The sequence below is a fragment of the Streptomyces sp. PL-25 genome (genome assembly GCF_058344915.1).
In genome coordinates, this window is sequence record NZ_CP136997.1 from 2,030,299 (window position 1) to 2,054,588 (window position 24,290).

The 24,290-nt window shown below is 74.9% G+C and carries 22 protein-coding genes, 2 pseudogenes and 1 riboswitch; of the genes and pseudogenes, 14 read left to right on the forward strand and 10 right to left on the reverse strand.

The features are described 5' to 3' along the window. Positions 1 to 17: 17 nt before the first annotated feature. A complete protein-coding gene (eda, locus tag R4Z62_RS09045; protein ID WP_491519502.1) occupies positions 18 to 728 on the forward strand; it encodes a bifunctional 4-hydroxy-2-oxoglutarate aldolase/2-dehydro-3-deoxy-phosphogluconate aldolase in 711 nt (236 codons plus the stop codon). Here the strand turns inward: eda and R4Z62_RS09050 are convergent. The 3 genes from R4Z62_RS09050 to R4Z62_RS09060 are packed head-to-tail and all read right to left on the reverse strand — an operon-like array spanning position 703 to position 3,632. After that, a complete protein-coding gene (locus tag R4Z62_RS09050; RefSeq protein ID WP_491519503.1) occupies positions 703 to 1,986 on the reverse strand; it encodes a bifunctional RNase H/acid phosphatase in 1,284 nt (427 codons plus the stop codon). The two genes, eda and R4Z62_RS09050, sit on opposite strands and share 26 nt — an antisense overlap. Positions 1,987 to 2,027: 41 nt before the next feature. Beyond that, the gene (locus R4Z62_RS09055; protein WP_079158887.1) at positions 2,028 to 2,771 is read right to left on the reverse strand and encodes a zinc ribbon domain-containing protein; all 744 of its coding nucleotides are present in this window, start codon (positions 2,769 to 2,771) and stop codon (positions 2,028 to 2,030) included. Between the two features lie 21 nt (positions 2,772 to 2,792). Beyond that, the gene (locus tag R4Z62_RS09060) at positions 2,793 to 3,632 is read right to left on the reverse strand and encodes a Nif3-like dinuclear metal center hexameric protein (RefSeq protein ID WP_491519504.1); all 840 of its coding nucleotides are present in this window, start codon (positions 3,630 to 3,632) and stop codon (positions 2,793 to 2,795) included. A gap of 242 nt (positions 3,633 to 3,874) precedes the next feature. Between R4Z62_RS09060 and R4Z62_RS09065 the strand changes: the two genes are divergently transcribed. After that, entirely contained in the window at positions 3,875 to 5,926 is a 2,052-nt protein-coding gene (locus tag R4Z62_RS09065) for a hypothetical protein (protein WP_491519505.1), read from the forward strand. Positions 5,927 to 6,065: 139 nt separating this feature from the next. Then, the gene (locus R4Z62_RS09070; RefSeq protein ID WP_491519506.1) at positions 6,066 to 6,224 is read left to right on the forward strand and encodes a hypothetical protein; all 159 of its coding nucleotides are present in this window, start codon (positions 6,066 to 6,068) and stop codon (positions 6,222 to 6,224) included. Between the two features lie 90 nt (positions 6,225 to 6,314). Here the strand turns inward: R4Z62_RS09070 and R4Z62_RS09075 are convergent, their stop codons facing one another. After that, positions 6,315 to 7,193, reverse strand: coding sequence for a MaoC/PaaZ C-terminal domain-containing protein (locus R4Z62_RS09075; RefSeq protein WP_491519507.1), 879 nt, complete (start codon positions 7,191 to 7,193; stop codon positions 6,315 to 6,317). A gap of 164 nt (positions 7,194 to 7,357) precedes the next feature. Between R4Z62_RS09075 and R4Z62_RS09080 the strand changes: the two are divergent. From R4Z62_RS09080 to R4Z62_RS09100, 5 genes and pseudogenes are all read left to right on the forward strand, one after another. After that, positions 7,358 to 7,912: pseudogene (locus R4Z62_RS09080) on the forward strand (ABC transporter ATP-binding protein); the annotation flags it as partial. Between the two features lie 15 nt (positions 7,913 to 7,927). Beyond that, positions 7,928 to 8,026 (forward strand): annotated as a pseudogene (locus R4Z62_RS09085) (ABC transporter ATP-binding protein); the annotation flags it as partial. Positions 8,027 to 8,274: 248 nt separating this feature from the next. Continuing rightward, entirely contained in the window at positions 8,275 to 9,015 is a 741-nt protein-coding gene (locus R4Z62_RS09090; protein ID WP_064532888.1) for an ABC transporter permease, read from the forward strand. A gap of 15 nt (positions 9,016 to 9,030) precedes the next feature. Next, on the forward strand, positions 9,031 to 10,383 hold the full coding sequence (locus R4Z62_RS09095) for a sensor histidine kinase (protein WP_491519508.1): 1,353 nt from the start codon (positions 9,031 to 9,033) through the stop codon (positions 10,381 to 10,383). A 73-nt stretch (positions 10,384 to 10,456) separates the two neighbouring features. Further along, complete coding sequence (locus R4Z62_RS09100) at positions 10,457 to 11,098, forward strand: response regulator transcription factor (protein ID WP_064532890.1); 642 nt, start codon at positions 10,457 to 10,459, stop codon at positions 11,096 to 11,098. A 13-nt stretch (positions 11,099 to 11,111) separates the two neighbouring features. Here R4Z62_RS09100 and R4Z62_RS09105 read toward each other — a convergent pair whose 3' ends face one another. Together R4Z62_RS09105 and R4Z62_RS09110 are read right to left on the reverse strand one after the other, a co-directional pair. Beyond that, positions 11,112 to 11,864, reverse strand: a complete 753-nt coding sequence (locus R4Z62_RS09105; protein WP_355477519.1) for a class I SAM-dependent methyltransferase — start codon at positions 11,862 to 11,864, stop codon at positions 11,112 to 11,114. A gap of 280 nt (positions 11,865 to 12,144) precedes the next feature. Further along, on the reverse strand, positions 12,145 to 13,581 hold the full coding sequence (locus R4Z62_RS09110) for an MFS transporter (RefSeq protein ID WP_064532895.1): 1,437 nt from the start codon (positions 13,579 to 13,581) through the stop codon (positions 12,145 to 12,147). A gap of 294 nt (positions 13,582 to 13,875) precedes the next feature. On the opposite strand from R4Z62_RS09110, the gene R4Z62_RS09115 reads away from it, so the two are divergent. From R4Z62_RS09115 to R4Z62_RS09130, 4 genes are all read left to right on the forward strand, one after another. After that, the gene (locus R4Z62_RS09115; protein ID WP_064532896.1) at positions 13,876 to 15,615 is read left to right on the forward strand and encodes an MFS transporter; all 1,740 of its coding nucleotides are present in this window, start codon (positions 13,876 to 13,878) and stop codon (positions 15,613 to 15,615) included. 186 nt (positions 15,616 to 15,801) lie between these two features. After that, positions 15,802 to 16,464, forward strand: a complete 663-nt coding sequence (locus R4Z62_RS09120; RefSeq protein ID WP_389595823.1) for a class I SAM-dependent methyltransferase — start codon at positions 15,802 to 15,804, stop codon at positions 16,462 to 16,464. A gap of 10 nt (positions 16,465 to 16,474) precedes the next feature. Beyond that, the gene (locus R4Z62_RS09125; protein WP_491519509.1) at positions 16,475 to 17,443 is read left to right on the forward strand and encodes an N-acetylmuramoyl-L-alanine amidase; all 969 of its coding nucleotides are present in this window, start codon (positions 16,475 to 16,477) and stop codon (positions 17,441 to 17,443) included. A gap of 155 nt (positions 17,444 to 17,598) precedes the next feature. Continuing rightward, complete coding sequence (locus R4Z62_RS09130; RefSeq protein WP_173860821.1) at positions 17,599 to 18,381, forward strand: hypothetical protein; 783 nt, start codon at positions 17,599 to 17,601, stop codon at positions 18,379 to 18,381. Positions 18,382 to 18,510: 129 nt separating this feature from the next. Here the strand turns inward: R4Z62_RS09130 and R4Z62_RS09135 are convergent, their stop codons facing one another. Next, positions 18,511 to 19,092 (reverse strand): hypothetical protein, encoded by a 582-nt coding sequence (locus R4Z62_RS09135; protein ID WP_491519510.1) that lies wholly within the window; start codon positions 19,090 to 19,092, stop codon positions 18,511 to 18,513. A gap of 176 nt (positions 19,093 to 19,268) precedes the next feature. On the opposite strand from R4Z62_RS09135, the gene R4Z62_RS09140 reads away from it, so the two are divergent. After that, positions 19,269 to 19,562: a hypothetical protein gene (locus tag R4Z62_RS09140; RefSeq protein WP_026252980.1), complete on the forward strand. Its 294-nt coding sequence runs from the start codon at positions 19,269 to 19,271 to the stop codon at positions 19,560 to 19,562. A gap of 37 nt (positions 19,563 to 19,599) precedes the next feature. On the opposite strand, the gene R4Z62_RS09145 is transcribed toward R4Z62_RS09140, so the two are convergent. The 3 genes from R4Z62_RS09145 to R4Z62_RS09155 are packed head-to-tail and all read right to left on the reverse strand — an operon-like array spanning position 19,600 to position 22,897. Beyond that, positions 19,600 to 20,670, reverse strand: a complete 1,071-nt coding sequence (locus R4Z62_RS09145) for a prenyltransferase/squalene oxidase repeat-containing protein (protein ID WP_037893345.1) — start codon at positions 20,668 to 20,670, stop codon at positions 19,600 to 19,602. Beyond that, a complete protein-coding gene (locus R4Z62_RS09150; RefSeq protein WP_491519511.1) occupies positions 20,667 to 21,401 on the reverse strand; it encodes a class I SAM-dependent methyltransferase in 735 nt (244 codons plus the stop codon). Before R4Z62_RS09150 ends, R4Z62_RS09145 begins: the two co-directional genes overlap by 4 nt. After that, positions 21,395 to 22,897 (reverse strand): glycosyltransferase family 4 protein, encoded by a 1,503-nt coding sequence (locus R4Z62_RS09155; RefSeq protein WP_491519512.1) that lies wholly within the window; start codon positions 22,895 to 22,897, stop codon positions 21,395 to 21,397. The genes R4Z62_RS09150 and R4Z62_RS09155 overlap by 7 nt, the downstream gene beginning before the upstream one ends. Before the next feature lie 262 nt (positions 22,898 to 23,159). On the opposite strand from R4Z62_RS09155, the gene R4Z62_RS09160 reads away from it, so the two are divergent. After that, entirely contained in the window at positions 23,160 to 23,792 is a 633-nt protein-coding gene (locus R4Z62_RS09160; RefSeq protein ID WP_355477534.1) for a TetR family transcriptional regulator, read from the forward strand. A 397-nt stretch (positions 23,793 to 24,189) separates the two neighbouring features. Next, positions 24,190 to 24,255: riboswitch (cobalamin riboswitch) on the forward strand. Positions 24,256 to 24,290: the final 35 nt, after the last annotated feature.

A 24,290-nucleotide genomic window follows, 5' to 3' on the forward strand; every position in this document is an offset into this window, starting at 1 on the left:
ACCGGCAGGATGGCGCCATGTCCGCATCGCTGCCGTCGCTGCCGTCGCAGCCCTCGCCGTCCTCGCTGCCGTTCCCGCCCGCCGCGCCGTCCGGGTCCACCTCCGTGCTGGACCTCGCCCCCGTCCTTCCGGTCGTCGTCCTGGAGGACCCGGCCGCCGCGGTGCCCCTCGCCCGCGCGCTGGTCGCCGGGGGGCTGCCCGCGATCGAGGTGACGCTGCGGACCCCGGCCGCGCCGGAGGCGATCGCCGCCATCGCCGCCGAGGTGCCGGGCGCGGTGGTGGGCGCGGGTACGGTCGTCACGCCCGCGCAGGCCGAGCAGTGCGTGGTGGCAGGGGCCCGGTTCCTGGTCAGCCCCGGCTGGACCGACACCCTGCTGTCCGCCATGGCCGCGTCCGGACTGCCGTATCTGCCCGGAGTGTCGACGACGTCGGAGGTCGTGGCGCTGCTGGAGCGCGGGGTGCGCGAGATGAAGTTCTTCCCGGCCGAGGCCGCGGGCGGCACCGCCTACCTCAGGTCGCTGGCCGGTCCGCTCCCCCAGGCCCGCTTCTGCCCGACGGGGGGCATCGGGCCCGGCACCGCGCCCGACTATCTGGCGCTGCCCAACGTCGGCTGCGTGGGCGGCAGTTGGATGGTCCCGGCGGACGCGGTCGCGGCCGGGGACTGGGCCCGTGTCGAGCGGCTGGCGCGCGAGGCGGCGGGGCTCAGCGCAGGTGGGACGTGTCGTTGAGGAGCCGGACGCTCGCGTTGCCGTCCGCGTAGTACGCCACCGCCGACAGGGAGGCCGCCGACAGCTCCATGCGGAACAGCGACTCCGCCGGGGCGCCCAGGGCCAGCCTGACGAACGTCTTGATCGGCGTCACATGGGTGACCACCAGGACGGTGCGGCCCGCGTGGGCCGCGACCAGCCGGTCCCGGGCCGCGCCGATCCGTACGGCGGTGGCCGCGAAGCTCTCGCCCCCGCCGGTGGGTTCGGCCTCCGGCGAGGCCAGCCAGGCGTTCAGGTCGTCCTGGTGGCGTTCGCGCACCTCGCCGAAGGTGAGCCCCTCCCAGGCGCCGAAGTCGGTCTCACGCAGGTCCTCGTCCACCGTCACGGCGAGGCCGAGGCGGGCGGCGACGATCGCGGCGGTCTCCCGGGTGCGGGCCAGCGGGGAGGACACCACGGCCTGGATCGTGCCGCGCCGGGCGAGCGCCGCCGCGGCCCGCTCCGCCTGCTCCCGGCCGACGGCGGAGAGCGAGGGATCGCTGCCGCCGCTGCCGGAGAACCGCTTCTGCGGGGTCAGCGGCGTCTCACCGTGCCGCAGCAGCACCAGCGTGGCCGGCGCTCCCAGATCCGCGGGCGCCCAGCCGGGCGCGGCGACGGTCCGGGCGGCGCGCTGGTCGGCGGTGCGCTGGTCAGCCGCGCGCTTCGGATCGGGGGTGCCCCCCGCCACGGGGGTGCCTTCCGTCACGGGGGCTTCTTCCGCCGCAGGAGCTTCTTCTGTCGCGACGGCGCTCGCGACGGCGCCCTTCGCCCGGGTGCCGGCAGCGGCGGTGGCCGCCGTCGACGCCGACGCGGGCGCGGACGACCACGGCTCGCCGCGCGCGCCCGCGTCCATCGCCTCGTTGGCCAGGCGGTCGGCGTGCTTGTTGCGTGCGCGCGGGATCCACTCGTAGGTGACCCGGCCGGGCGGGAAGACCCGGGCGGCCTCGGCCGCCAGGGGCTGGAGGTCGGGGTGCTTGATCCGCCAGCGCCCCGACATCTGCTCGACCACGAGCTTGGAGTCCATCCGCACGTGCACCGCCGCCCCCGGGTCCAGGGCGTGCGCGGCGCGCAGCCCGGCCAGCAGGCCCCGGTACTCGGCGACGTTGTTGGTGACGGTGCCCAGGTACTCGGCGGCCTCCGCGAGGGGCTGGCCGTCGGACGCGTCGAACACCACCGCGCCGTAGCCCGCGGGCCCCGGGTTGCCCCGCGACCCGCCGTCCGCCTCGACGATGAACTCCCGCACGCGCGAAGCCCTTTCCTCAGTCCCTCCGGGATCCCGCCGCGCTACAGACCGGACTCGGCGGTGCGCACCAGGATGCGGCGGCAGTTCTCGCAGCGCACGACCGTGTCGGCGGCGGCGCCGCGGATCTCGTTCAGCTCGGTGATGGCGAGCTCCTGGCGGCAGCCCTGGCAGGTGCGCTGGTACAGCTTGGCCGCGCCGATGCCGCCCTGCTGCTCGCGCAGCTTGTCGTACAGCTTGAGCAGGTCGGCGGGTACGGAGGCGGCGACGACCTCGCGCTCCTTGGTCACCGAGGCGGCCTCGCCGTCCAGTTCCTCGTAGGCGGCGTCACGGCGGGCGGTGGCGTCGTCGGCCTTGGCCTGGACGGAGGAGACCCGCTCGGTCAGTTCGGCGACCCGCTCCTGCGCGGACTCGCGGCGCTCCATGACCTCCAGGACGACGTCCTCCAGATCGCCCTGGCGCTTGGCGAGCGAGGCGATCTCGCGCTGGAGGCTTTCCAGGTCCTTCGGGGAGGTGACCGCGCCGGAGTCCAGGCGCTGCTGGTCGCGGGTGGCGCGGGTGCGCACCTGGTCGACGTCCTGCTCGGCCTTGGTCTGCTCGCGGGCGCAGTCGCTCTCCTCGGTCTGCGCGGCCACGAGCAGGTCGCGCAGCTGGGTGAGGTCCTTGCCGAGCGCGTCGATCTCGGCGTGCTCGGGCAGCGACCGGCGCCGGTGCGCGAGCTGCTGGAGGCGGACGTCGAGGGCCTGGACGTCGAGGAGTCGGATCTGGTCGGCGGGCGCGGCGTTCAGTTGGGGGCTCCCATGGGGTGTCTAGTTGTCGGTGGTGGTGGACGCCGCGTGGGCGGTCCAGGGATCGGTGACCGTCGTGGAGACATGGACCCGCAGGTCCCATCCGTGCCGGTCGGAGATCTCGTCGAGCTGGGCGGCGGCCAGCTCGCACCAGGGCCACTCGGTGGCCCAGTGCGCCGCGTCGAGCAGCGCGAGGGGGCTGTGCGCGCGGGCCTCGGAGGCCGGGTGGTGGCGCAGGTCCGCGGTGAGGAACGCGTCCACGCCTGCGGCGCGCACGGCGTCGAAGAGGCTGTCGCCGCTGCCGCCGCTCACGGCGACCGTGCGCACCCGCTGCTCCGGATCGCCGGCGACGCGGATGCCCTGCGCGGTCGCGGGCAGCCGCGCGGCGGCGCGTGCGGCCAGTTCGCGCAGGGTCAGCGGGTGGTCGAGCGCGCAGACGCGGCCCAGACCGCGGCGGCCCGCCGGGTCGTCCGGGTCCGGGACGAGGGGCCGTAGGACCCGGAGGTCCAGCGCTCCGGCGAGCGCGTCGCTGACGCCCGGGTCGGCGGTGTCCGCGTTGGTGTGGGCGACGTGCAGGGCGATGTCGTTCTTGATGAGGGTGTGCACGACGCGGCCCTTGGAGGTGGAGGCCGCCACCGTCGTCGTACCGCGCAGATAGAGCGGGTGGTGGGTGACGAGCAGGTCGGCGCCGAGCCGCACCGCCTCGTCGACGGTCTCGCTGACCGGGTCGACGGCGAACAGGACCCGGCCGACCTGCTGGTCCGGGTCACCGGCGACGGTGCCGACCGCGTCCCAGGACTCGGCCCGCTCGGGCGGCCACAGGGCTTCCAGCGCGGCGATGACTTCAGACAGACGGGGCACGGGTGCAAGGCTACCTGGGTGTTCGGCGCGGCTGAACCGGTGCCGTCGCCCGGGGACGGCCGTCCCGGCGCCGGACTCGTCCGGTGGTGCCTTCGCACAGAGGTTTCGTTTCCCGCCAGCACAAACGTTCCGCTTTTCTCCGGCGAATCGTTCCTGGGCCACCCGTATGTGTGAAGCCTCCGCCCGCCGGGCCACCGCCTGTGCGTACGAAAACTAGCGTCCTCGCAGGAGGTGACCGAATAATGACAGTCTGTGCCTCTCCGGGGCCCTCGGCCGCACGTGAACAGGAGGGCGCCCCAGCCCCGCCGCGAGCGGCCGCCGAGGACGGCGCGACGCCCGCGGCGCCCTGCGCGATCACGGTGGACGGCGCCTACGCGGCCCGGCTCACCCGCGGCGGCGGCTCCTGGTACCCGGAGCGCTGGACGCTGGACGGCCCCGAGCCGTACGCCGTGCCGCTGCCCGCCGAACGGCCCGAGGAGCCCGGGACCGAGGTGCAGCCGATGGGCGACGGCCGGGTCCTGGTACGGCGGCTGGTGGCCGGCCGGCACACCTTCTCGCTGCTCTACCCGGCGGGCTCCGGCACCGGCGAGCTGTCCCTGGGCGCGGTCGAGTGCCCCGACCGCACCCGGCTGCGGCTGCTGCCCTGCGCGCCCGGCGGCGAGCGGGCGTACGCCCTCGCCGTGGGCCCGCTCACCTCGGCGGTGTGGCTGGTGGCGGGCGCCGGTATCGGCCCCGAGCTGCTGGCCGAGGTGCCCGGCCGCTGCTCGGGCGGGGTCTGGCTGGACCGCTCCGGGCGGCTGCTGGCCCTGGACCGGTGGGACGGCGGGCGCACCAAGACGGTCGTGGTGGACCTCGTCGGCGGCGAGGTGACCCCGCTGCTCCAGATCGCCCCGCACAGCGACGACCGGCTGCTGCTCGCCGACCCCGACAGCGGGCTGCTGCTGATCCGCTCGGACGCCCCCTCCCCCGGGCGGGCCCGGCTGGGCTGGGGCGTGCTCGGCAGCACCCTGCCGGTGCGCTTCCCGAGCGGCCTGGAGGTGCCGGACTGCGCGGTGACGCCGTTCGCGGTCCAGCCGGGCCAGGTGCTGACCCCGGAGCAGTGCGCGGTGGCGCTGCGCTACGAGGGCGCGTACGGCAGCTGGATCGGCGTGTGGCGGCCCGCCGAGCGGCGCGTACGCCATCTGCCCGCGCCCGAGGGGTGGCTGCCCGGCGCCGGGGTCTGGACCGGCGACGGCGCCCTGCGGCTGCCGTTCAGCACGGGCGCGGTGCCGTGCGGGGTGGCCCGGTGGACGGCGCCGGGCCGGGACCCGGGGCGCGAGGCGGGCAGCCCCCGGGCGGCGCTTCCGGCGGTCCGCGCGCCCCGCTGGGTACCGGTCCGGCGGGCTCTGGCGCTGCCGTCGCCGGCCGGTGCGCCGGACGGCGGGCCGGGCGCAGGACCAGGCACGGGACCGGGCGCAGGGCCAGGCACGGGACCGGGCGCAGGACCAGGCACGGGGCCAGGCGCAGGACCGGACACGGGGCCGGGCACAGGACCGGGCGCGGAGCTGGCGGTACCGGCGGTCCGGCCGGGCGCGGCACCGGACGGCGGGGCCGGTGCGGGGAGACCTCGCGTCAGGCCGTACGGGCCCTACGGGGGGCCGCCCGGCGCGGGGCTCCAGGAGCAGCCGGTCGCGCGGCCGTACCCCCAGCCCGGTCCGCGCCCGGGGCCGTACGCCCCGCCGGGCCCGATGCCGTACGGGCAGCAGGCACCGCGGCCGCAGGGACTGCCCGGCGAGGGGCCGCTCACGGGACCCCGCCAGGGCGAGGGGCCGTACGGAGGGCCCGGCGCCGGGCCCCGCCGGAGTCCCGCCCGGCCTCACCCGCGTCCCGCCGCAGCGGCGTCCCCCCGGCCGGGCGCCCCGGCCACCGGCGCGGACGCCCCGGGCCGCCCCCGCGCCCGCGCACGCCTCCCCCCGCGCCCCTGGCACCGGAGGCCCCGGCACCCCCGCCGGTCCCCAACCCACCCACTCCTCCCCCGGTTTCCTCGTCCCGGCCGCCTTCCGGCTTCTCGCGCCCGGCCGCTCCCCGCACCCCGCACCGGACCTCGCCCCGGCCCCCGCGCGGGGCCCCGGGACCGCAGCCCGCACCGGCCGAAACAGCCGAACCGGCGGCGGAAGCGGCCGCTTGTCCGGAGACGGAACCGGCGGCGGAACCGGCGGCTGGCCCGGCGGCGGAACCGGCGGAATCCGACCCTCCGTCACCCGTCGTTCCCCGCCCCGTCACCCTTCAACAAGCCGCGCGTACCGGCCGGATGACAGGGCCGGTCACGGGACGTATGGCGAGCAGGTAACGGAATCGTGCCGGTTGGCGTGGCCGCCTGGATTTCGCCCGAGGTGTGCCGGTTAAACTCGCCCGGCTGTACGAAAGATGATGTTGACGGGGTGAGTTTTTCCGATGACCGACGCCAGCACGACCCAGCCGCGTCCGACCGACGTCCAGGAGCCCGAGGGCCACGGCAGGCACCGCGGCCAGACCTCCTCCCACGACGGTGAGACGGCTCCCGCCGGACGGCACCGCAAGCCGGCCGGGGAGCAGGCCGAAGTGGCGGCCTGACAGCGGCCCGAACAGCACGGGGAGCACAGCGCGGCCCCGCCCTCCGAACGGAAGCACCGGAGGGCGGGGCCGTTCCGCGTCCCGGCGGCCTCAGCGCCGGCCCAGGCCCACGGTCATCTCCGCCAGCACCGGCGCGTCACCGCGCTCGACGGCGCCCACCGCCACCCGGACCGTGCCCGGCCCAGACCCCGGCCCCGGACGCCACATGCGGATCCGCAGCGTCTCGCCCGGGTGCACCACCCCGGCGAACCGTGCGGCGCAGGAGCGCACGCGTGCCGCGTCGCCGTCGAGGAGTGTGTCGACGACCGCCTTGAGGGCCATGCCGTAGGTGCACAGCCCGTGCAGGATCGGCCGGTCGAAACCGGCGGCCCGCGCGAAGTCCGGGTCGGCGTGCAGCGGGTTGGCGTCGCCGGTCAGCCGGTAGAGGAGCGCCTGGTCCTCGCGCACCGGCCGCTCCACGGTGCGGTCCGGGTCGCCGACCGGTGCCCCGGCGCGCGCGGAGGGGCCGCGGTCGCCGCCCCAGCCGCCCGCGCCGCGCACGAAGATCCGCGCCTCCTCGGTCCACAGCGGCCCGTCCGCGTCGACGGCGTCGGTGCGCAGGACGAGGACGGCCGCCGTCCCCTTGTCGTGCACGGCGGTGATCCGGCTGGTGGCGGTGGCGGTGCCCGCGACGGGGAGCGGGCGGTGCACGGTCAGCGCCTGCCCGCCGTGCAGGACGCGGGCGAGGTCGACGTCGACGCCGGGCACGGACAGCGCGTCGATCACACCGGGCGGCCGGCCGCCCGCCACCGTGGCGAAGCTGGGCAGGACGTGCAGCCGGGTCTCCAGGGTGTAGCGCAGCTCGCGCGGGTCGGTCGCGGGGACGCCCGCGCCGAGGGCGAGGTGGTAGAGGCGTACGTCCCGGTCGGTCCAGGAGATCTCACGGGTGCGGGGTCCGGCCGCGAGGGCGCGGGCTGCGTCGAGGGGCATGGGCTCCTCTGTACACCCGGTGCGCCGGGCGGGCACATTTCCTGACGGTACCTCAGCGTGGCGGGGCGGGACATTTGTCCTGCCCGCGGCAGGGCGGACGTCGTGGCGGAGTGCGTACAAGCGCCTCTGCCGGGGGCCGGGCCCGGATCCGTAGCGTCACTGCCATGACACAGACACGAAGTGCCGTGTCCTTCACGGGGGCGGTCAAGACGTACGGCGCGGTGCGCGCAGCGGACGGTATCGACCTGGAGATCGGGCGCGGCGAGACGGTGGCGCTGCTCGGCCGCAACGGTGCCGGCAAGTCGACCGCGATCTCGCTGCTGCTGGGTCTTGTCGCGCCCGACGCGGGCGCGGTGGAGCTGTTCGGCGGGGCGCCGGAGCAGGCGGTGCGCGCCGGTCGCGTGGGGGCGATGCTCCAGGAGGCACGGGCGGTGCCCCGGGTGACGGTGGGCGAGCTGGTGGGCTTCGTGGCCCGCCGCTATCCGGAGCCGCTGCCCCTGGCCCGGGTGCTGGAGCTGGCCGGGATCGCCGAGCTGGCGGGGCGGCGCGTGGACCGGCTCTCCGGCGGCCAGACGCAGCGGGTGCGGTTCGCGATGGCGCTCGCCGGGAATCCGGCGCTGCTGGTCCTGGACGAGCCGACGGCCGCGCTGGACGTGGAGGCGCGGCACGCGTTCTGGGAGGCGATGCGGGCGTATGCGCGCGGCGGGCGCACGGTGCTGTTCTCCACGCACTACCTGGAGGAGGCCGACGCGTACGCCGACCGGATCCTGGTCCTGGACCGGGGGCGGATCGTCGCGGACGGCACCGGCGAGGAGCTGCGGCAGGCGGCGGGCGGCGGTCTGGTCGCGTTCGACCTGTCCGGACGCGGCACGGCCGGTCTTGAGCTGCTGCCGGGGGTGCGGTCCCTGGAGGTGCGCGGGGACCGGGCGCGGCTGCGCACCGACGACGCGGACGCGACGGTGGTCGCGCTGGCCGGTCTGGGCGCGATACGCGGCCTCGAGGTGGCCCCGGCCTCGCTGGACGAGGCGTTCCTGGCCCTGACCGGCGCCGCCGGCCGGGCCTTCGGGAAGGAGACGGTCTGATGTGGGACTACCTGCGCCTCGAAGTGCGGCGCACGCTGCGCGACACCGGGTTCGTGATCGGCTCGGTCGCCGTGCCGGTGATGATGTATCTGCTGTTCACCAACATCGGCACGGGCAACACCGACAACACCGACGGCACCGGCGGGTGGCGGACGGCCGCGATGGTGGGCATGGCCGCCTACGGCGCGGTCGGCGCGGCGCTGAACACGGGTGGCGCGGTCGCCGAGGACCGGTCGCTGGGCTGGCTGCGGCAGCTGCGGGTGACGCCGATGACCCCGCGCCAGGTGGTGACGGGACGGGCGCTGACCGGCGCGGTGACGGTGCTGCCCGCGATCTGCGCGGTGCTGCTGGCGGGTGGCCTGGTCAACGGCGTACGGCTGGCGGTGTGGCAGTGGGCGCTGACGGCGCTGCTGCTGTGGCTGGGCTCGGTGCCGTTCACGCTGCTGGGGCTGGGCAACGGCTACCGGCTGAACACCCCGCAGACCTCGGCCGTGGCGAACCTGGTGTGCAACCTGGGACTGGCGGTGGTCGGCGGGCTGTGGTTCCCGGTCGACCTGTTCCCGCACTGGCTGCGTTCGGTGTCCGCGTACACGCCCACCAACCGCTTCTCCCAGGTCGGGCTGGCGGTCACCGAGGGGCATGCTCCGGCCATGGGTGCCGTCCTCGTGCTGGCGGGCTGGCTCGCGGCGTTCGGTTCGTACGCTGTGCTGGCGTACCGCCGCACCGCGGCAACCGTCTGATCGGGGGAACGGAACATGAGCCGGACGCGCAGCATCACCGAGCACTGGTCGCTCAGCATCGCCCACCACAAGCGGTCCTGGCAGGAGGCGGTCCGCGAGGCCCGGGAGGCGCGGCGGTTCTGGAAGGACAACAAGGCGCGGCTCAAGGGCGAGTGGAAGGCGGCGCGGAAGGCCGGCGAGGTGCCGGAGGACTCGGGGCCGCCGCCGAGCGGGTTCGCGCTGCTGCCGTGGCTGCTGATGGGTCTCGGCTCGCTCTCCAACATCTTCCAGGGCCGCACGCCCCACGCCTGGGGCGGCGTGCTCGGGCTGCTCGCGTTCAACTCGCTGTACGTCTACGTCGTCTTCAACGCGTTCGACAAGAAGCGGCGGGCGGCGCGGGCCACCCGGACCGCGCTGGGGCTGATGGGGCTGGTCACCACCGCGCTGGGCCTGGGCTACGGCGGGAACTGGCTGCTGTTCTTCCCGCTGCTCGGGCTGGCCGCGGGCTCGATCCTGCGCGGTCCCTGGCTGGGGAAGGCGGGGCTGTCACTGGCGGTGTTCTCGGGGCTCGTCGCGGGCTTCCGGGAGGGCTGGGACGGGGTCAACATCGCGTACGCGACGTTCCTGTCCACCATGGTGACGGCGGCGATCCTGAGCCTGAGCGAGGCGGTGCGGGAGCTGCGGGCCGCCCGGGAGGAGCTGGCCCGGCGCGCGGTGGAGGAGGAGCGGATGCGCTTCTCCCGCGATCTGCACGATCTGCTGGGGCACACCCTGTCGGTGATCGTGGTGAAGTCGGAGGCGGCGCGGCGGCTGGCGCCGCGGGACCTGGACGCGGCGCTGGCGCAGGTCGGCGACATCGAGTCGGTCGGCCGGCAGGCGCTCACCGAGATCCGCGAGGCGGTCACGGGCTACCGCGAGGGCAGCCTGAGCACGGAGCTGGACCGGGCCCGCTCGGCGCTGACCGCCGCGGGCATCGAGCCCGTCGTACGCCGCTCGGGGCCGCCGCTGACGCCGCAGACGGAGGCGCTGCTGGGCTGGGTGGTGCGCGAGGCGGTCACCAACGCGGTGCGCCACAGCGGCGCCGGACGCTGCGAGATCGCGGTGACGGGCGGGGCCGAGCGGGTCCGCCTCACCGTCGCCGACAACGGCACCGGCGCCCCGGGCCCCGCGGCCCCGGCCCGCACCCCCGGCATCGGCGGCACCGGACTCAAGGGCCTCACCGAACGCCTCGCCGCGGCCGGCGGCTCCCTCCACACCGGCCCGTCCCCGCGCGGCGGCTTCACGGTCACCGCCGAACTCCCCGCCAGCACCGAGGAACTGACCGCCGCGGCCCTGGCCACGGCACTCCCGGGCGGCACGGACCTGGGCACGCGCCCGGCCGGATGCTGACCCGGGACCGCGGGCCCGTCCCGAGAGAACCGTTCCGGCGCCCGCCGCTCCCCGGAGTCCCTACGCTTGCCCCGTGAACGAGACGCCGCAGGAGCACCGTCCGGCCGAACGCACCCGGGTCCTTCTCGCCGAGGACCAGGGGATGATGCGGGGCGCGCTCGCGCTGCTGCTCGGGCTGGAGGAGGACATGGAGGTCGTCGCGCAGGTGGCGGCCGGGGACGCCATCGTGGACGCCGCGCTGGCCCACCGCCCCGACGTGGCGCTCCTGGACATCGAACTGCCCGGCCGCAGCGGTCTCGACGCCGCCGCCGAGCTGCGCGAGCGGGCCCCCGGCTGCAAGGTGCTGATCCTCACCACCTTCGGCCGCCCCGGCTATCTGCGCCGGGCCATGGAGGCGGGCGCGGCCGGCTTCCTCGTCAAGGACGGCCCGGTGGAGGAGCTGGCGGCGGCGATCCGGCGGGTGCTGGCCGGTCAGACGGTGGTCGACCCGGCCCTCGCCGCGGCGGCCCTCAGCGCGGGCCCCAGCCCCCTCACCGTCCGTGAGTGCGACGTCCTCAAGGCGTCCGCCGACGGCGCGACGGTCGCCGACATCGCCGCCAGACTCCACCTCTCCGAGTCCACCGTCCGCAACTACCTCTCCTCCGCCATCGGCAAGACCGGCACCCGCAACCGCATGGAAGCCATGCGCGAGGCCCGCCAGCAGGGGTGGCTGTAGAGGCCGCCCGGTCTCAGGCCGAGGGCCCGGTCCCGGACGGCTGCCTGCGGAACAGCGCCGTCCACAGGAAGTCCTCCCCGAAGCGCGGCGACCCGTCGGGTTCGGCGCGCATCCGGCGCAGTTCCACCTCCGTCAGCCCGGAGAAGATCCGGCGCAGCGCCTCCGGCGTGTAGGCGAGCCCGCCGTGCAGCCCGGCGGTGCGGTACAGCTCGGCGTCGGGCAGTTCGCAGCCCATGGCACCGGCGGCGAAGCAGGTGAGGGCGAACCGGCCGCCGGGGGCGAGGACCCGGTCCAGCAGGGCGAGGTAGCTGATCCGGCGGTGCGGCGGCAGGTGGTGGAAGCATCCGGAGTCGTAGACGAGGTCGTACGGACCGGTGAGGCCGGTCCCGCTCGCGGCGAAGGCGTCCCCGCACAGGAAGCGCACCTCGGCACCGGCGGCGCGGGCCCGTTCCCGCGCCCAGTCCACGGCGGCCGGTGAGAGGTCCACGGCGTCCACCGCGTAGCCGCGCGCCGCCAGGTGCAGGGCGTTGCGGCCCGGACCGCAGCCGAGGTCCAGGGCCCGGCGCCCGCCGATCAGCCCCCGGTCCAGCCACTCCACCAGGTTCTCGTCGGGGGCGGCGGCGAAGAACGGCACCGGCCGGTCCCGGTCGGCGTAGAAGCCGTCCCACCAGTCGGCGGCACCGCCCGTCCAGCGGTCGGCGCCGGGGGCGAACAGCCCGTCCAGCAGCCGGAGCACGTCGTCCACGGTGCGGATGTCCCGGTCCATGCGCTTCCCCTCCCAGGGCCTTCGGGCGGGCCCTGCCCCGGGCCCGTTCCCGGTGCCCCGACGGTAGTGCCGTACTCACCGAAAGCCCAGGTCAGGCGCGGCCCTACGGGGTCCTCCAGGAGCCCTGTGCGGGGCACCGCCGGGCTGGTACGGGCGAGGCAGGGGGATCGCCCCGGTACCCGGCGGAAACCGTGCGCCGGGTGGCGCCGCGGCCCCGGAAGGCACCGCCGCCCGCCGGGCCGGGGGGAGTTTTCACGGCCCGGCGCGCCCCGGGCAGTCCCTAGGCCCGCCGCTCCCCGCCCCCCACCCCCCGGGGCAGCCACACCGCCATCAGCAGGGCGCCGGCCAGGACGACGGCGGTGCCGGTGCGGAAGACGAGAGCGTAGCCGTCGGTGAGGGCGGCGGGGGTGGTGCGGCCGGCGGTGCGGGCGGCGGCGAGGGTGGACATGACGGCGAGGCCGAGGGAACCGCCCATCGTGCGGGAGGTGTTGATGAGGCCGGAGACGAGTCCGGCGTCGCCGGGGGCGGCGCCGGAGGTGGCCAGGGCGGCGAGCGGGGTGCCGGCCAGGCCCGCGCCCAGCATCATCAGGATGCCGGGGAACATGATCGACGTCAGATAGCCGCTGTCCGCCTTCATCAGGGACTGCCAGCCGAAGCCGGCGGCCGACACCAGGGTGCCGAGCACGGCGACGTTGCGCGCGCCCGCCGCCCGCATCAGGCGCGGTGCGATCTTGGAGCCGAGGACGACGGCGAGGGAGCTGGGGACCAGGGCGAGTCCGGCGTCCAGCGGGGAGTAGCCGAGCACGTTCTGCGCGTACAGCGTCATGAAGAACCACATGCAGAACATCGCCGAGCCGCAGATCAGCATCGCCGCGTTCGCGGACGCCACCGAGCGCACCCGCAGCAGGCCGAGCGGCATCAGCGGGGCGGCGGTGCGCGCCTCCACGGCGAGGAAGGCGGCGATGAGGACGAGCCCGGCGAGCAGCGGGACCAGGGTGGCCGCCGCGGTCCAGCCCTCGGCCTCGGTCTGCGAGATGCCGTACGCCAGGACGGCGAGCCCGGCGGTCACCAGCAGTGCGCCCGGCAGGTCCAGGCGCCTGCGCTCACCGGCCCGGCTCTCCACCAGCCGGCGCACCGAGGCGGCCAGCACCACCGCGCCGACCGGCACGTTGATCAGCAGCACCCACCGCCAGGACAGGCCCTGCACCAGGATCCCGCCGACCAGGCCGCCCGCCGCGCCGCCGCCCGCGCCGACCGCCGTCCAGGTGGCTATCGCCCGCGCGCGGGCGGCGCCCTCGGGGACGGCGGCGGTGAGCAGGGTCAGGGTGGAGGGGGCGAGCACGGCGGCGCCGAGCCCCTGCACGGCGCGGGCCAGCAGCAGTTGCCAGCCCTCCTGGGCGAGGCCGCCGCCGAGCGAGGCCAGCGTGAACAGGCCGAGGCCGACCAGGAACATGCGCTTGCGGCCGTAGAGGTCGCCGGCCCGGCCGCCGAGCAGCATGAACCCGGCGAAGGCGATGGCGTAGGCGTTCACCACCCATTGCAGTCCCGGGCCGCTGAGCCCGAGGTCGGCGCGCATCGAGGGGAGGGCGACGTTGACGACGGACACGTCCAGGACGACCAGGAACTGTCCGGCACAGGCGAGGGCGACGACGAGCCAGGTGGGTGAAGCCGGGACACGGCTGCGGGTGGTCGCGGTGCGACCGGCGGCTTTGAGCATGGTTGTCATGGTCTCAAGCGGCCGGTGCCCCTTGCATCGGGATTTCGGGCCGCCTTCACCTGGTCCTCTCGGCCTAGTCCGCCTAGCCCCTCCGGTCCGCGCGCCCCCGTCCCGCTCTGCCTCGTTGCGACCGGATCATGCCTGACTCCTAGTCAGATTCTTTCGGAACGGTCAAGAATTCGTTAGTACGCCGAAGCATCGGAATAGGTGCCCCGGCGAACGAGGTTTACCCGGCACTTATCCCGTACGGATGATCACCGAACCTTCGTTCTCAAGGCCTGGAGGCCGCCCTCAATGACGCTCACGACGACCAACCGGCCCTCCCGGAGCGCGAGCGGGGCCGTCGTCCCGGTTCTCGCCTTCGCGGGCATCGTTGTCGCGGTGATGCAGACCCTGCTCGTCCCGGTCATCAAGGACCTGCCGCTGCTGCTGGACACCACCCCCAGCAACGCCACCTGGGTCCTGACCTCCACCCTCCTCTCCGGCGCCGTGGCCACGCCGATCATGGGCCGCCTCGGCGACCTCTACGGCAAGCGCCGGATGCTGATAGCCAGCCTCACGGTCATGGTCGCGGGCGCGCTGGTCAGCGCCTTCACAAGTGCGTTGCTCGCCATGATCGTGGGCCGTACGCTCCAGGGCTTCGCCATGGGCGCGATCCCGCTCGGCATCGGCCTGATGCGCGACATGCTGCCGCGCGAGAAGCTCGGCTCCTCGATGGCGCTGATGAGTTCCTCCATCGGCGTCGGCGGCGGCCTCGCGCTGCCCGCCGCGGCCCTCGTCGCCCAGCATACCGACTGGCACGCCCTCTTCTACGGCGCCGCCGGACTCGGTGTCCTCGCCATCGTGCTCACCCTGCTGACCGTCCCCGAGTCGCCGATGCGCGCCGCGGGCTCCTTCGACCTGCCGGGCGCGCTCGGCCTGTCCGCCGGACTGGTGCTGTTCCTGCTGCCGATCACCAAGGGCAGCGACTGGGGCTGGTCCTCGCCCACCACGCTCGGCCTGTTCGCCGCCGCCGTCGTCGTCCTGCTGCTGTGGGGCCTGATGGAGCTGCGCAGCAAGGCCCCGCTGGTCGACCTGCGCACCACCGCCCGCCGCGAGGTGCTGCTCACCAACCTCGCCTCGATCATGGTCGGCGTCGCCTTCTACGTCGTCTCCCTGGTCCTGCCGCAGCTGCTCCAGCTCCCCACCGCCACCGGCTACGGCCTCGGCCGGTCGATGGTCGTCGCGGGTCTGTGTGTGGCCCCGCTCGGCCTGACGATGATGTTCACCGCGCCCGTCTACGCCCGGCTCTCCGCCCGCTACGGCCCCCGGACCACCCTGGTCATCGGCCTGATGATCATCGCGATCGGCTACGGCGGCGGCCTCGGCCTGATGGACGCGGCCTGGCAGACGGTGCTCACCTCGGTGATGCTGGGCGCCGGCATCGGCCTCGCCTACTCCTCGCTGCCCGCGCTGATCGTCGGCGCGGTCCCGGCCGCCGAGACCGGCGCGGCCAACGGCCTGAACACGCTGATGCGCTCCATCGGCACCTCGGTCTCCAGCGCCGTGATCGGCATGGTGCTGGCCAACACCGCCCACCAGGTGAACGGCGTGGCCGTGCCCACCATGCACGGCTTCCGCGTCTCCTTCCTGATCGCCACCGGCGCCGTCGCCGTCGGCCTGGTACTCGCCCTGTGCCTGCCCCGGCCCGCCCGCTCCACCGCCCCGCAGCTGCGCGCCAGCAGCGAGGAGGACGCGAACCTGGCCCGCGCGCAGGAGATGCTGGGCGGCTTCCGCGGCCGGGTCCTGGACGCCGCCGGCGCCCCGGTCGCCCGCGCCAAGGTCACGCTGATCGACCGGCACGGCCGCCAGGCCGGCGCCACCCTCTCCTCGGCCGACGGCAGCTACGCCCTCGCGGTCCCGGTCCGGGGACCGTATGTCCTGGCCGCCCGCGCCACCGGCCACGGCCCGCACGCGGCCTCGGCCACCCACACCGGCGACGACCGCCCGGTCGACCTCGACCTGGCCCTGCCGGGCGAGACGGTCAGCGCCTGACGTCCCGGCCGCCGGTACCGTCCGGCCGGGACCGCCTGAGCCGCCCGTCCACCGCCTGAGCCGCCCGTCCACCGCCTGGGCCGCCCGCCGCACGCACCCCACCGCACCCGCTGTCGCCCGCCCGGCAGCGGGTGCGGCAGCATGGGCGCCCGGCACGCCGTACGTACGACCGGAAGGACCCGCCGCATGACCGCGGTACCGAAGCCCGACATCCTGGCCGCGTTCGAGGCCGCGAAGGGGTTCATGCCCACGGACGAGGGGCTGGCGCTGTACGCGGCGGCGGCGGACGCGGGGCGGCTCGGGCTGCCGCTGCTGGAGGTCGGCACGTACTGCGGGCGCTCCACGGTGCTGCTCGCCGACGCGGCGCGGCGGGCGGGAGTCACCGCGCTCACCGTCGACCACCACCGGGGCAGCGAGGAGCAGCAGCCCGGCTGGGACTACCACGACCCGGAGACGGTCGACCCGGAGCTCGGCCTGATGGACACGCTGCCCGCGTTCCGGCGCACGCTGCACCGGGCCGGTCTGGAGGAGCACGTGGTGGCGCTCGTCGGCCGCTCGCCGCAGATCGCCGCGCTGTGGAACACCCCGCTCGGGCTGGTCTTCGTCGACGGCGGGCACACCGACGAGCACGCCGGTGCCGACTACGCGGGCTGGGCCCCGCACCTGGCGGCGGGCGGGCTGCTCGTCATCCACGACGTGTTCCCGGAGCCCGAGGACGAGTTCACCGGGCAGGCGCCGTACCGCGTGTATCTGCGGGCGCTGGAGTCCGGGGAGTTCACCGAGGTGTCGGCGACGGGCTCGCTGCGCGTCCTGCGGCGGACCGGCGCGAGCGCCCCGGCGCGCGGTTAGAGTCGCAGCCGTGTCGTACGCAGACCCAGGCCCCCGGAGCCCGCACCCGGACCGCCCCGAGCCCTCCGGGCGCCCCGGCCGTTCGCGCCGTACGCCCGTCGTGCTGCTCACCGCGCTGGTGTGCGGCGGGCTGCTGGGCTGGCTGGGGTACGAGGCGGTGGGCGCGCCGGACGACGGCTCCGCCGCCTCTCCCGCCTCCCCCGCCGTCTCCGCCCCGGGTGCGCCGTCCGGCGGCCCCGGGACGCCGTCGCCCGGCTCCCCCGGCCCGTCCTCCGGTGACGGCAAGGGGTCCGGCGCGGGCAGCCTCGCGGGCAAGGTCGTCGTCATCGACCCGGGCCACAATCCCGGCAACTTCCGCCACACGTCGCAGATCGCCCGCCCGGTGGACATCGGCACCGACCGCAAGGAGTGCGACACCACGGGCACGTCCACGAACGACGGCTACGCCGAGGCGCGGTTCACGCTGGACGTGGCGCACCGGCTGCGCACGCTGCTCCAGCGGCAGGGCGTCACGGTGAAGCTGACCCACGACGACGGCTCCCCGGACTGGGGGCCGTGCGTGGACGAGCGCGCCCGGATCGGCAACAGCGCGCACGCGGACGCGGCGGTCTCGGTCCACGCCGACGGCGCCGCCCCCGGCGACCGCGGCTTCCACGTGATCCTCCCGGCGGCCGTGCACGCCGGCGCCGCCGACACCCGCCCGATCGCGGCCGCCTCCAGGGACCTGGGGGAACACGTCGCGGACGGCTTCCGGCGGAGCACCGGCGAACCGCCGTCCACCTACCTCGGCGGCGGCACCGGACTCGTCACGCGGAAGGACCTCGGGGGTCTCAATCTGTCAACGGTTCCCAAGGTGTTCATCGAGTGCGGCAATATGCGCGACCGCACCGACGCGGCCCTGCTGACCAGCGGAAGCTGGCGGCAGAAGGCGGCGGAGGGGTTGTCTGAGGGAATCGTGAGTTTCCTGCGCGGGTCGTGATCCGCACCCCGTTCCCGGCGGACAGGCGCGCCGGACGGACGATAGTGTCACCCGTACGATGAGGGGCCACCCCCGCGCTTCACCCCAGGACCCGGTACCGGCGGCCTGCCGAAGCGACGCCTCTGACCCGCGACAAGACGACTGAAGGACCTGAAGTGAATATCCGCTCCCTCACTCGGGGCGACGGCGTGGTGATCGGAGCAGCGGTGTTGCTGTTCATCGCGTCGTTCCTCCACACGTACGACAACTACCTCGGCACCAATGCCTGGGACGGGCTCGGTCTGGGGCTCGGCATCTACATGGGCGGGGTGATCGGTGCGGTCCTGGTCGTCGTGCAGCGCTGCCTGCCCCAGCCCCGCAAGGTGGCCGGTCTGGAACTGGGCACGGTCGGCGCGGGGTTCACGGTGCTCGTGGCGTGGATCCTGTTCTGGGACCTGGTGGACACGCCGAGCACGGTCGGCGCGGGCGCGGGCCTGATCCTCGGCTTCATCGCGTCCCTGGTCATGGCGGGCGCGGTGATCGCCACCCCGCTGGTCCCGGCGCTCCAGGCACCGCTGGTCTCGGCGCCCAAGCCGGTCGCCGCGGGCCCGTACGGCGGGCAGCCGCAGGCCGGTTACGGCTACCCGGGCGCCCAGCCTCAGCCGTACGGCGCGCAGCCGCAGGGCGGTCAGTCCTTCGGCGGGCAGCCGCAGCCGGGCCAGCCCGCCCCCGCCCCGGCGGCCGCCGGTCAGCAGACGCCGGCCTTCTCGCCGTTCTGGTTCGCGGTGCCCGCGCCGCGTCCGCTGTTCGGCGAGGACGGTTCGTCCGCGCCGATCGCCGAACTGGCGCCGGGCGTCTGGTACCTGGCCGTCGAGCAGCGCGGCCAGGGCCTGCTGACCGAGATGCAGGACGGCCGCCGCGGTGTCCTCCAGGACACCTCGAACATCCAGCGCGGCTGATCCCGCGCCGCCGCTCTCCACGGCTCCATGGCTCCATGGCTCCATGGCCGTACGGCCCCCCGCCCGGAAGACTCCCGGCGGGGGGCCGTCGCCGTTCGCGCGACCGTCGCGCGCGAGCGTACGGGCGGCTCAGGAGCCGGACTTGGCGCCCTGCCGCAGCTCGGACGGCGTGGGCACCTTGTCCTTGACGGGCGCGCCCGCGCCCTTGCCCGCGTCCTTCACCTTGTTGATGGTGTCGTTGAAGCTGCTCGCGGCCGAGCCGTCGCCCTTGCGGAGCTTGGCCGGGAGGTCCTTGAGCCCGGCCACGGCCGACTCCAGCGGGGCCAGCGCCTTGGAGAGGGTCGGGTCGCCCTTGGCGTTGCGCTCGGCCGCCTTCAGCCGGTTGTAGGTGAAGGCACCGGCCAGGGCCGCCTTGACGAGCGTCGTCCTGCGGTGCTTGGCGCCCTTCTTGAACTTGCCTTCCTTGTACGGTTTCACGATCCACTGGTAGGTCGCGCCGGCCGCGAGGCCCGCGTTCGCCACGAACCGGGTCTTGGCGAACTTCTGCCGCTCGGCGGGGGTGCTCGGGCTGGGCGTGGGGGCGGCGACCGCGACGCTGGGGACGGTCTGCCGTCCGTCGCCCTGGCCCGCCGCCCACACGGGGGTGGAACCGGCGAGCAGGGCGCAGCAGAGGGTGAGCGCCACGGTGAGGCGCCGTATCGGTACGGGCACGGTGTCCTCCGAAAGGTGTTGCTCCGGGTCTCGGATACTCCAGAGGTCCGTGTGAACCACGGCATACCCGATGAAACACGCCATACCTGTCGAAACACGGCACGGAGGGTGCGTACGCCGTGACGACGTGTGCGCGCGGGAGGTTTCAAGCGGCCGCGCGCGGCCAGACGCTTGGCATGTCCCCTCGATATCGCACGGGTTCCGGCTCCGCCGGGACGGTCATCGCGGTGGTCGCCGATGTCATGGCCGTCATCCTCGGACTGTGGATCCTGATGTACCTGCTGGACGCGAACCGGGCCAACGACCTGGTGCGGTTCATCCATGGAGCGGCCGACTGGCTCGCCGGCTGGTCGCGTGACCTGTTCACCTTCGACGAGGCGTGGGCCCGGGTGGTCGCGGGCTACGGCCTGGCCGCGGTCGTGTACCTGTTCATCGGGCACGCCGTGGCCAACCGGCTGCACCGCGGCTGACGCGGCCTCGGCGGCCTCGGCGGTCCGCCGGGGCGCGTCAGCCGCAGCAGTCGGGTTCCAGTCCCCTGGGCGGGCCGTCCTGCGCGAAGACCGTGCAGGTGGGCTCGTGGCCGCCGAGCGCGGCGACCGCGAGGAGCAGCGAACCGGCCGTCCACGTGGTCAGTTCGCGCGGCCATATGGCGTCGTCCTCGAAGACGTAGCCGGTCCAGTACAGGCCGCTGTCCGCGTCGCGCAGGTGCTGGATGGACTGGAGGACGTCGAGCGCGCGGTCGGACTCGCCCACCGCCCACAGGGTGAGGGCGAGTTCGGCCGACTCGCCGCCGGTCACCCACGGGTTGGGCACCACGCAGCGCACCCCGAGGCCGGGCACCACGAAACGCTCCCAGCCGGCCTCGATGCGCGCCTTGGCCTCGGCGCCGGTGACCGCGCCGCCGAGCACCGGGTAGTACCAGTCCATCGAGTAGCGGTCCTTGTCCAGGAACCGCTCCGGGTGCCTGCGGATCGCGTGCCGCAGCGCACCGGCCGCCAACTCCCAGTCGGGCTGCGGCTCTTCGCGCTGCTCGGCGATGGCCAGCGCGCAGCACAGCGCGTGGTGGACGGAGGCGGAGCCGGTCAGCAGCGCGTCCGCGGTGGCCGTTCCGTCGTCGTCGCGCTTCCAGCCGATCTGGCCGCCCGGCTGCTGGAGGCGCAGCACGAACTCGACGGCCGCGTACACCACGGGCCACATGCGGTCCAGGAAGGTGTCGTCGCCGGTGGACAGGTAGTGGTGCCAGACGCCGACGGCCACGTAGGCGACGAAGTTGGTCTCCCGGTGGCGGCCGGTGACGTCGTCGTGGGCGCCGTCCGCGTAGGCGGCGTACCAGGAGCCGTCGGGGAGCTGATGGCGGGCCAGCCAGTCGTAGGCCCGCGCGGCGGCTTCGTGCTCGCCCGCCGCGTCCAGCGCCATGGCGGCCTCGGTGTGGTCCCACGGGTCGAGGTGGTGGCCGCGGAACCACGGGATGGCGCCGTCCTCCCGCTGTACGGCGAGGAGCCCGGCCACGGTGGCGGCGGCCTGCCCGGCGGTGAGGACCCCGGGCAGGACGAGGTGTTCTGTCCGGGGCGTGGTCACTTGGCGTCCGCCCGGGGCAGGTGGGGCTTGGTCGCGTACGCCACGAAGCTCTTGCCGATCAGCGGGTTCAGCGCCTGCTCGGCGACCCGGGTGGCCAGCGGCTTCTTCATGATGTCCCAGACCAGCAACTTGTGGTACGCCTTCACCGGGAGCACCTGGTCGTTGTCGACGCCGAAGGCGCACTTGAGCCACCAGTACGGCGAGTGCAGGGCGTGCGCGTGGTGCGTGCCGTACGGCTTGAGCCCGGCCTCGCGGATCTTGCCGAGCAGTTCGTCCGCCTTGTAGATGCGGATGTGGCCGCCCTCGACCTCGTGGTAGGCGTCGGACAGGGTCCAGCAGACCTTCTCGGGGCCGTAGCGCGGCACGGTGACCGCGATCCGGCCGCCCGGCCGCAGGACGCGCACCATCTCGGCGAGGACGCCCTTGTCGTCGTGGATGTGCTCCATCACCTCGGAGATGATGACGACGTCGAAGGACTCGTCGGGGAAGGGCAGCGCGAGGGCGTCGCCCCGCAGGGCGGTGGCGGTGGCCCCGGCGGGTGCCTCGCCGGCCTCCTTCATCGCCGCGAACCACTTGGCGACCTCGCGGATCTCCTCGGCGCTCTGGTCGAGGGCCACCACCCGGGCGCCGCGCCGGTAGCACTCGAACGCGTGCCGTCCGGCGCCGCAGCCGAGGTCGAGGACGCGGTCGCCCGGGGCGAGCGGGAACCGGGAGAAGTCGACGGTCAGCACGTTGCCCTGCTTTCGTATGCGTCTGCTGCTTCTGCGGCTGGTGCGGCTGCGGCGGGTGCGGTCGCGGCGGGTGCGGCGGGTGCGGCGGGTGCGGTCGCGGCGGGTGAGCCCGGCGCGGGCCCGTCCGCCGCGGGCGCGGCGGCCGCCGGTGCGGGGCGGCGGCGCGCGGCCGCTCCTGCGGGGCGGGCGGAGTCCGCGATGGCCTCGCGGTAGCGGGCGACGGTGCCCTCGGCGGCACGGGCCCAGGTGAAGTGCCGCAGCACGCGCTCGCGTCCGGCGGCGCCGAGCCGCGCCCGCAGGCCGGGGTCGCCCAGCAGCCGGACCAGCCCGGCGGCCAGGGCCTCCGCGTCGCCCGGCGGCACGGCGAGGCAGGTCTCGCCGTCCCGGCCCGCCACCTCGGGGATCGCGCCGCCGGTCGTGGCCAGCAGCGGAGTCCCGGTGGCCATGGCCTCGGCGGCGGGCAGCGAGAAGCCCTCGTAGAGCGAGGGCACGCAGGCGACCTCGGCCGAGCGGACCAGGTCGACCAGTTCGGCGTCGGAGATGCCCTTGACGAACTCGACGGCGTCCTGGAGGCCGTAGCGCTCCACGGCCCGCGCGACCGGGCCCTCGGACGGCCGCTTGCCGACGACGACCAGATGGGCGCCGGGGTGCTCGGCGCGGACCTTGGCCAGCGCCTCCACCAGGAAGACCAAGCCCTTGAGCGGCACGTCGGCGCTGGAGGTGGTGACGATCCGGCCGCTCACCCGGGCCACGGAGGGGTCGGGCGAGAACAGGCCGGTGTCGGCGCCGATGTGCACCACGTGGATGCGGTCGGGGCGGACGCCGAGGTGGTCGACGATCTCCTGTCGGGAGGTGCCGGAGACGGTGAGCACGGACGGCAGGCGGCGCGCGACCCGCTTCTGCATCCGGGTGAAGGCGTACCAGCGGCGCACCGACCACTGCCGCTGCCGGGTGGCCGCCGCGTCCAGCTCCAGTCGCCGGTCCACGGTGATGGGGTGGTGGACGGTGGTGACCAGCGGGGCGCCGACGTCGCCGAGGAGTCCGTAGCCGAGGGTCTGGTTGTCGTGGACGACGTCGAACTCGCCGCGCCGGGCGCGCAGATGGCGGCGGGCGCGCAGGGAGAACGTCAGCGGCTCGGGGAAGCCGCCGGTCCACATGGTGGCGACCTCCAGCGCGTCGATCCAGTCGCGGTACTCGCCGCGGCCGGGGGTGCGGAAGGGGTCGGGCTGACGGTAGAGGTCGAGGCTGGGCAGCTCGGTCAGGCGCAGCGCGCCCGCGTAGTCCTCGTTCTCGTCCAGGACGGGATAGGGCTGGGAGCCGATCACCTCGACGCGGTGGCCGAGGCGGGCCAGTTCGCGCGAGAGATGGCGGACGTAGACGCCCTGGCCGCCGCAGAACGGGTTCCCCTTGTAGGTGAGGAGCGCGATCCTGAGCGGTCGCCCGCCGTCCGCGGCGAGATCCGCCGGGGACCCTGCCTGACTGGCCTCAGCGGTCACTCTGGGCCCCCTTCTGACTGCACCGCCGCGAGATTACGCCGGGACGCTAATCTAGAACAAGTTTCAGACTTGATCGTTCCGGAGGCTCCGAATCTACCGGCAGGTAGCCGCGCTGTGAGCGGGGGACCGGGTGATTCGCACCACGGCCGGCGAACGCCCCGCCCCCTCGCACACCGGCCGGACGCCCTGCCACGCTGTCCGACCACCGGGCCCGCCGGCTCCGCCGGCCCCACGGCCCACCGACTGCCACGGAGTGCGACCCATGCCCGCGCAAGCCCGTACCTCCCGGCCGGCCGCGCCGCCGCTCACCGAGCGGCAGGAGGCGCGCCGCCGCCGCATCCTGCGCGCCAGCGCGCGCCTGGCCTGCCGGGGCGGCTACGACGCGGTGCAGATGCGGGAGGTCGCGGAGTCCTCCCAGGTGGCGCTCGGCACGCTCTACCGCTACTTCCCGTCCAAGGTGCATCTGCTGGTCGCCACCATGCAGGACCAGTTGGAGCGGCTGCACGGCGCGCTGCGCAAGCGGCCCCCGGCGGGCGAGCGGGCCGCCGAGCGGGTCGCGGAGACGCTGATGCGGGCGTTCTTCGCGCTCCAGAGCGAACCCGACCTCGCGGACGCGATGGTGCGCGCGCTGACCTTCGCCGACCGCAGTGTGAGCCCCGAGGTCGACCAGGTCTCCCGGCAGACCACGGCGATCATCCTGGACGCGATGGGCCAGGACGACCCGACGCCCGAGCAGCTCTCCGCCGTGCGCGTCATCGAGCACACCTGGCTCTCGGCGCTGATCACCTGGCTCTCGGGCCGGGCCTCCATCGCGCAGGTGAAGGCGGACATCGACACGGTGTGCCGCCTGATCGATCTGACGGAGGCCGCCCCCGGGAGCGGCGGCGGGCGGTAGAAGACGGCAGAAGGCCGAAGACGGTGGAAAAAAGGGGGGATTTTTCCCTTCTGCCCCTTGTGTCGCGCAGCAGCCGTTCTATACTGATAAGTGCCTGCGAGGCGAGTGAGGGAGTCCCACCGGCGTAGCCGACTCGGGCGAGATGCTGCGGTATCCGCCAAGGCCGACGTCGACGGTAGGGCTGAGAGGCCGAAGGTCCAGTGAGCGAGACGGACCGGACGGCGACCCCCATCACCTGATCCGGACCATACCGGCGAAGGGAACCCGTCTCGTAGGTCTTTTGTCTCTCCGGGGCCCCCGCCGGTGCGGCTCCGTCCCATGGCCGCCCCGCAGCCGCCCCGCAGCCGCCCCGGACAGGGCCGGTAGAGTGGCCCGGTCGTTTCACGCCTGTCCTGGGGGAAGCCGGTGCAATTCCGGCGCTGACCCGCAACCGTGACCCCTCCCCTCCCGGGAGCGGGGAGCCGGACCGCCCCGGACCCGTGCGTGACCGGCTCGCGT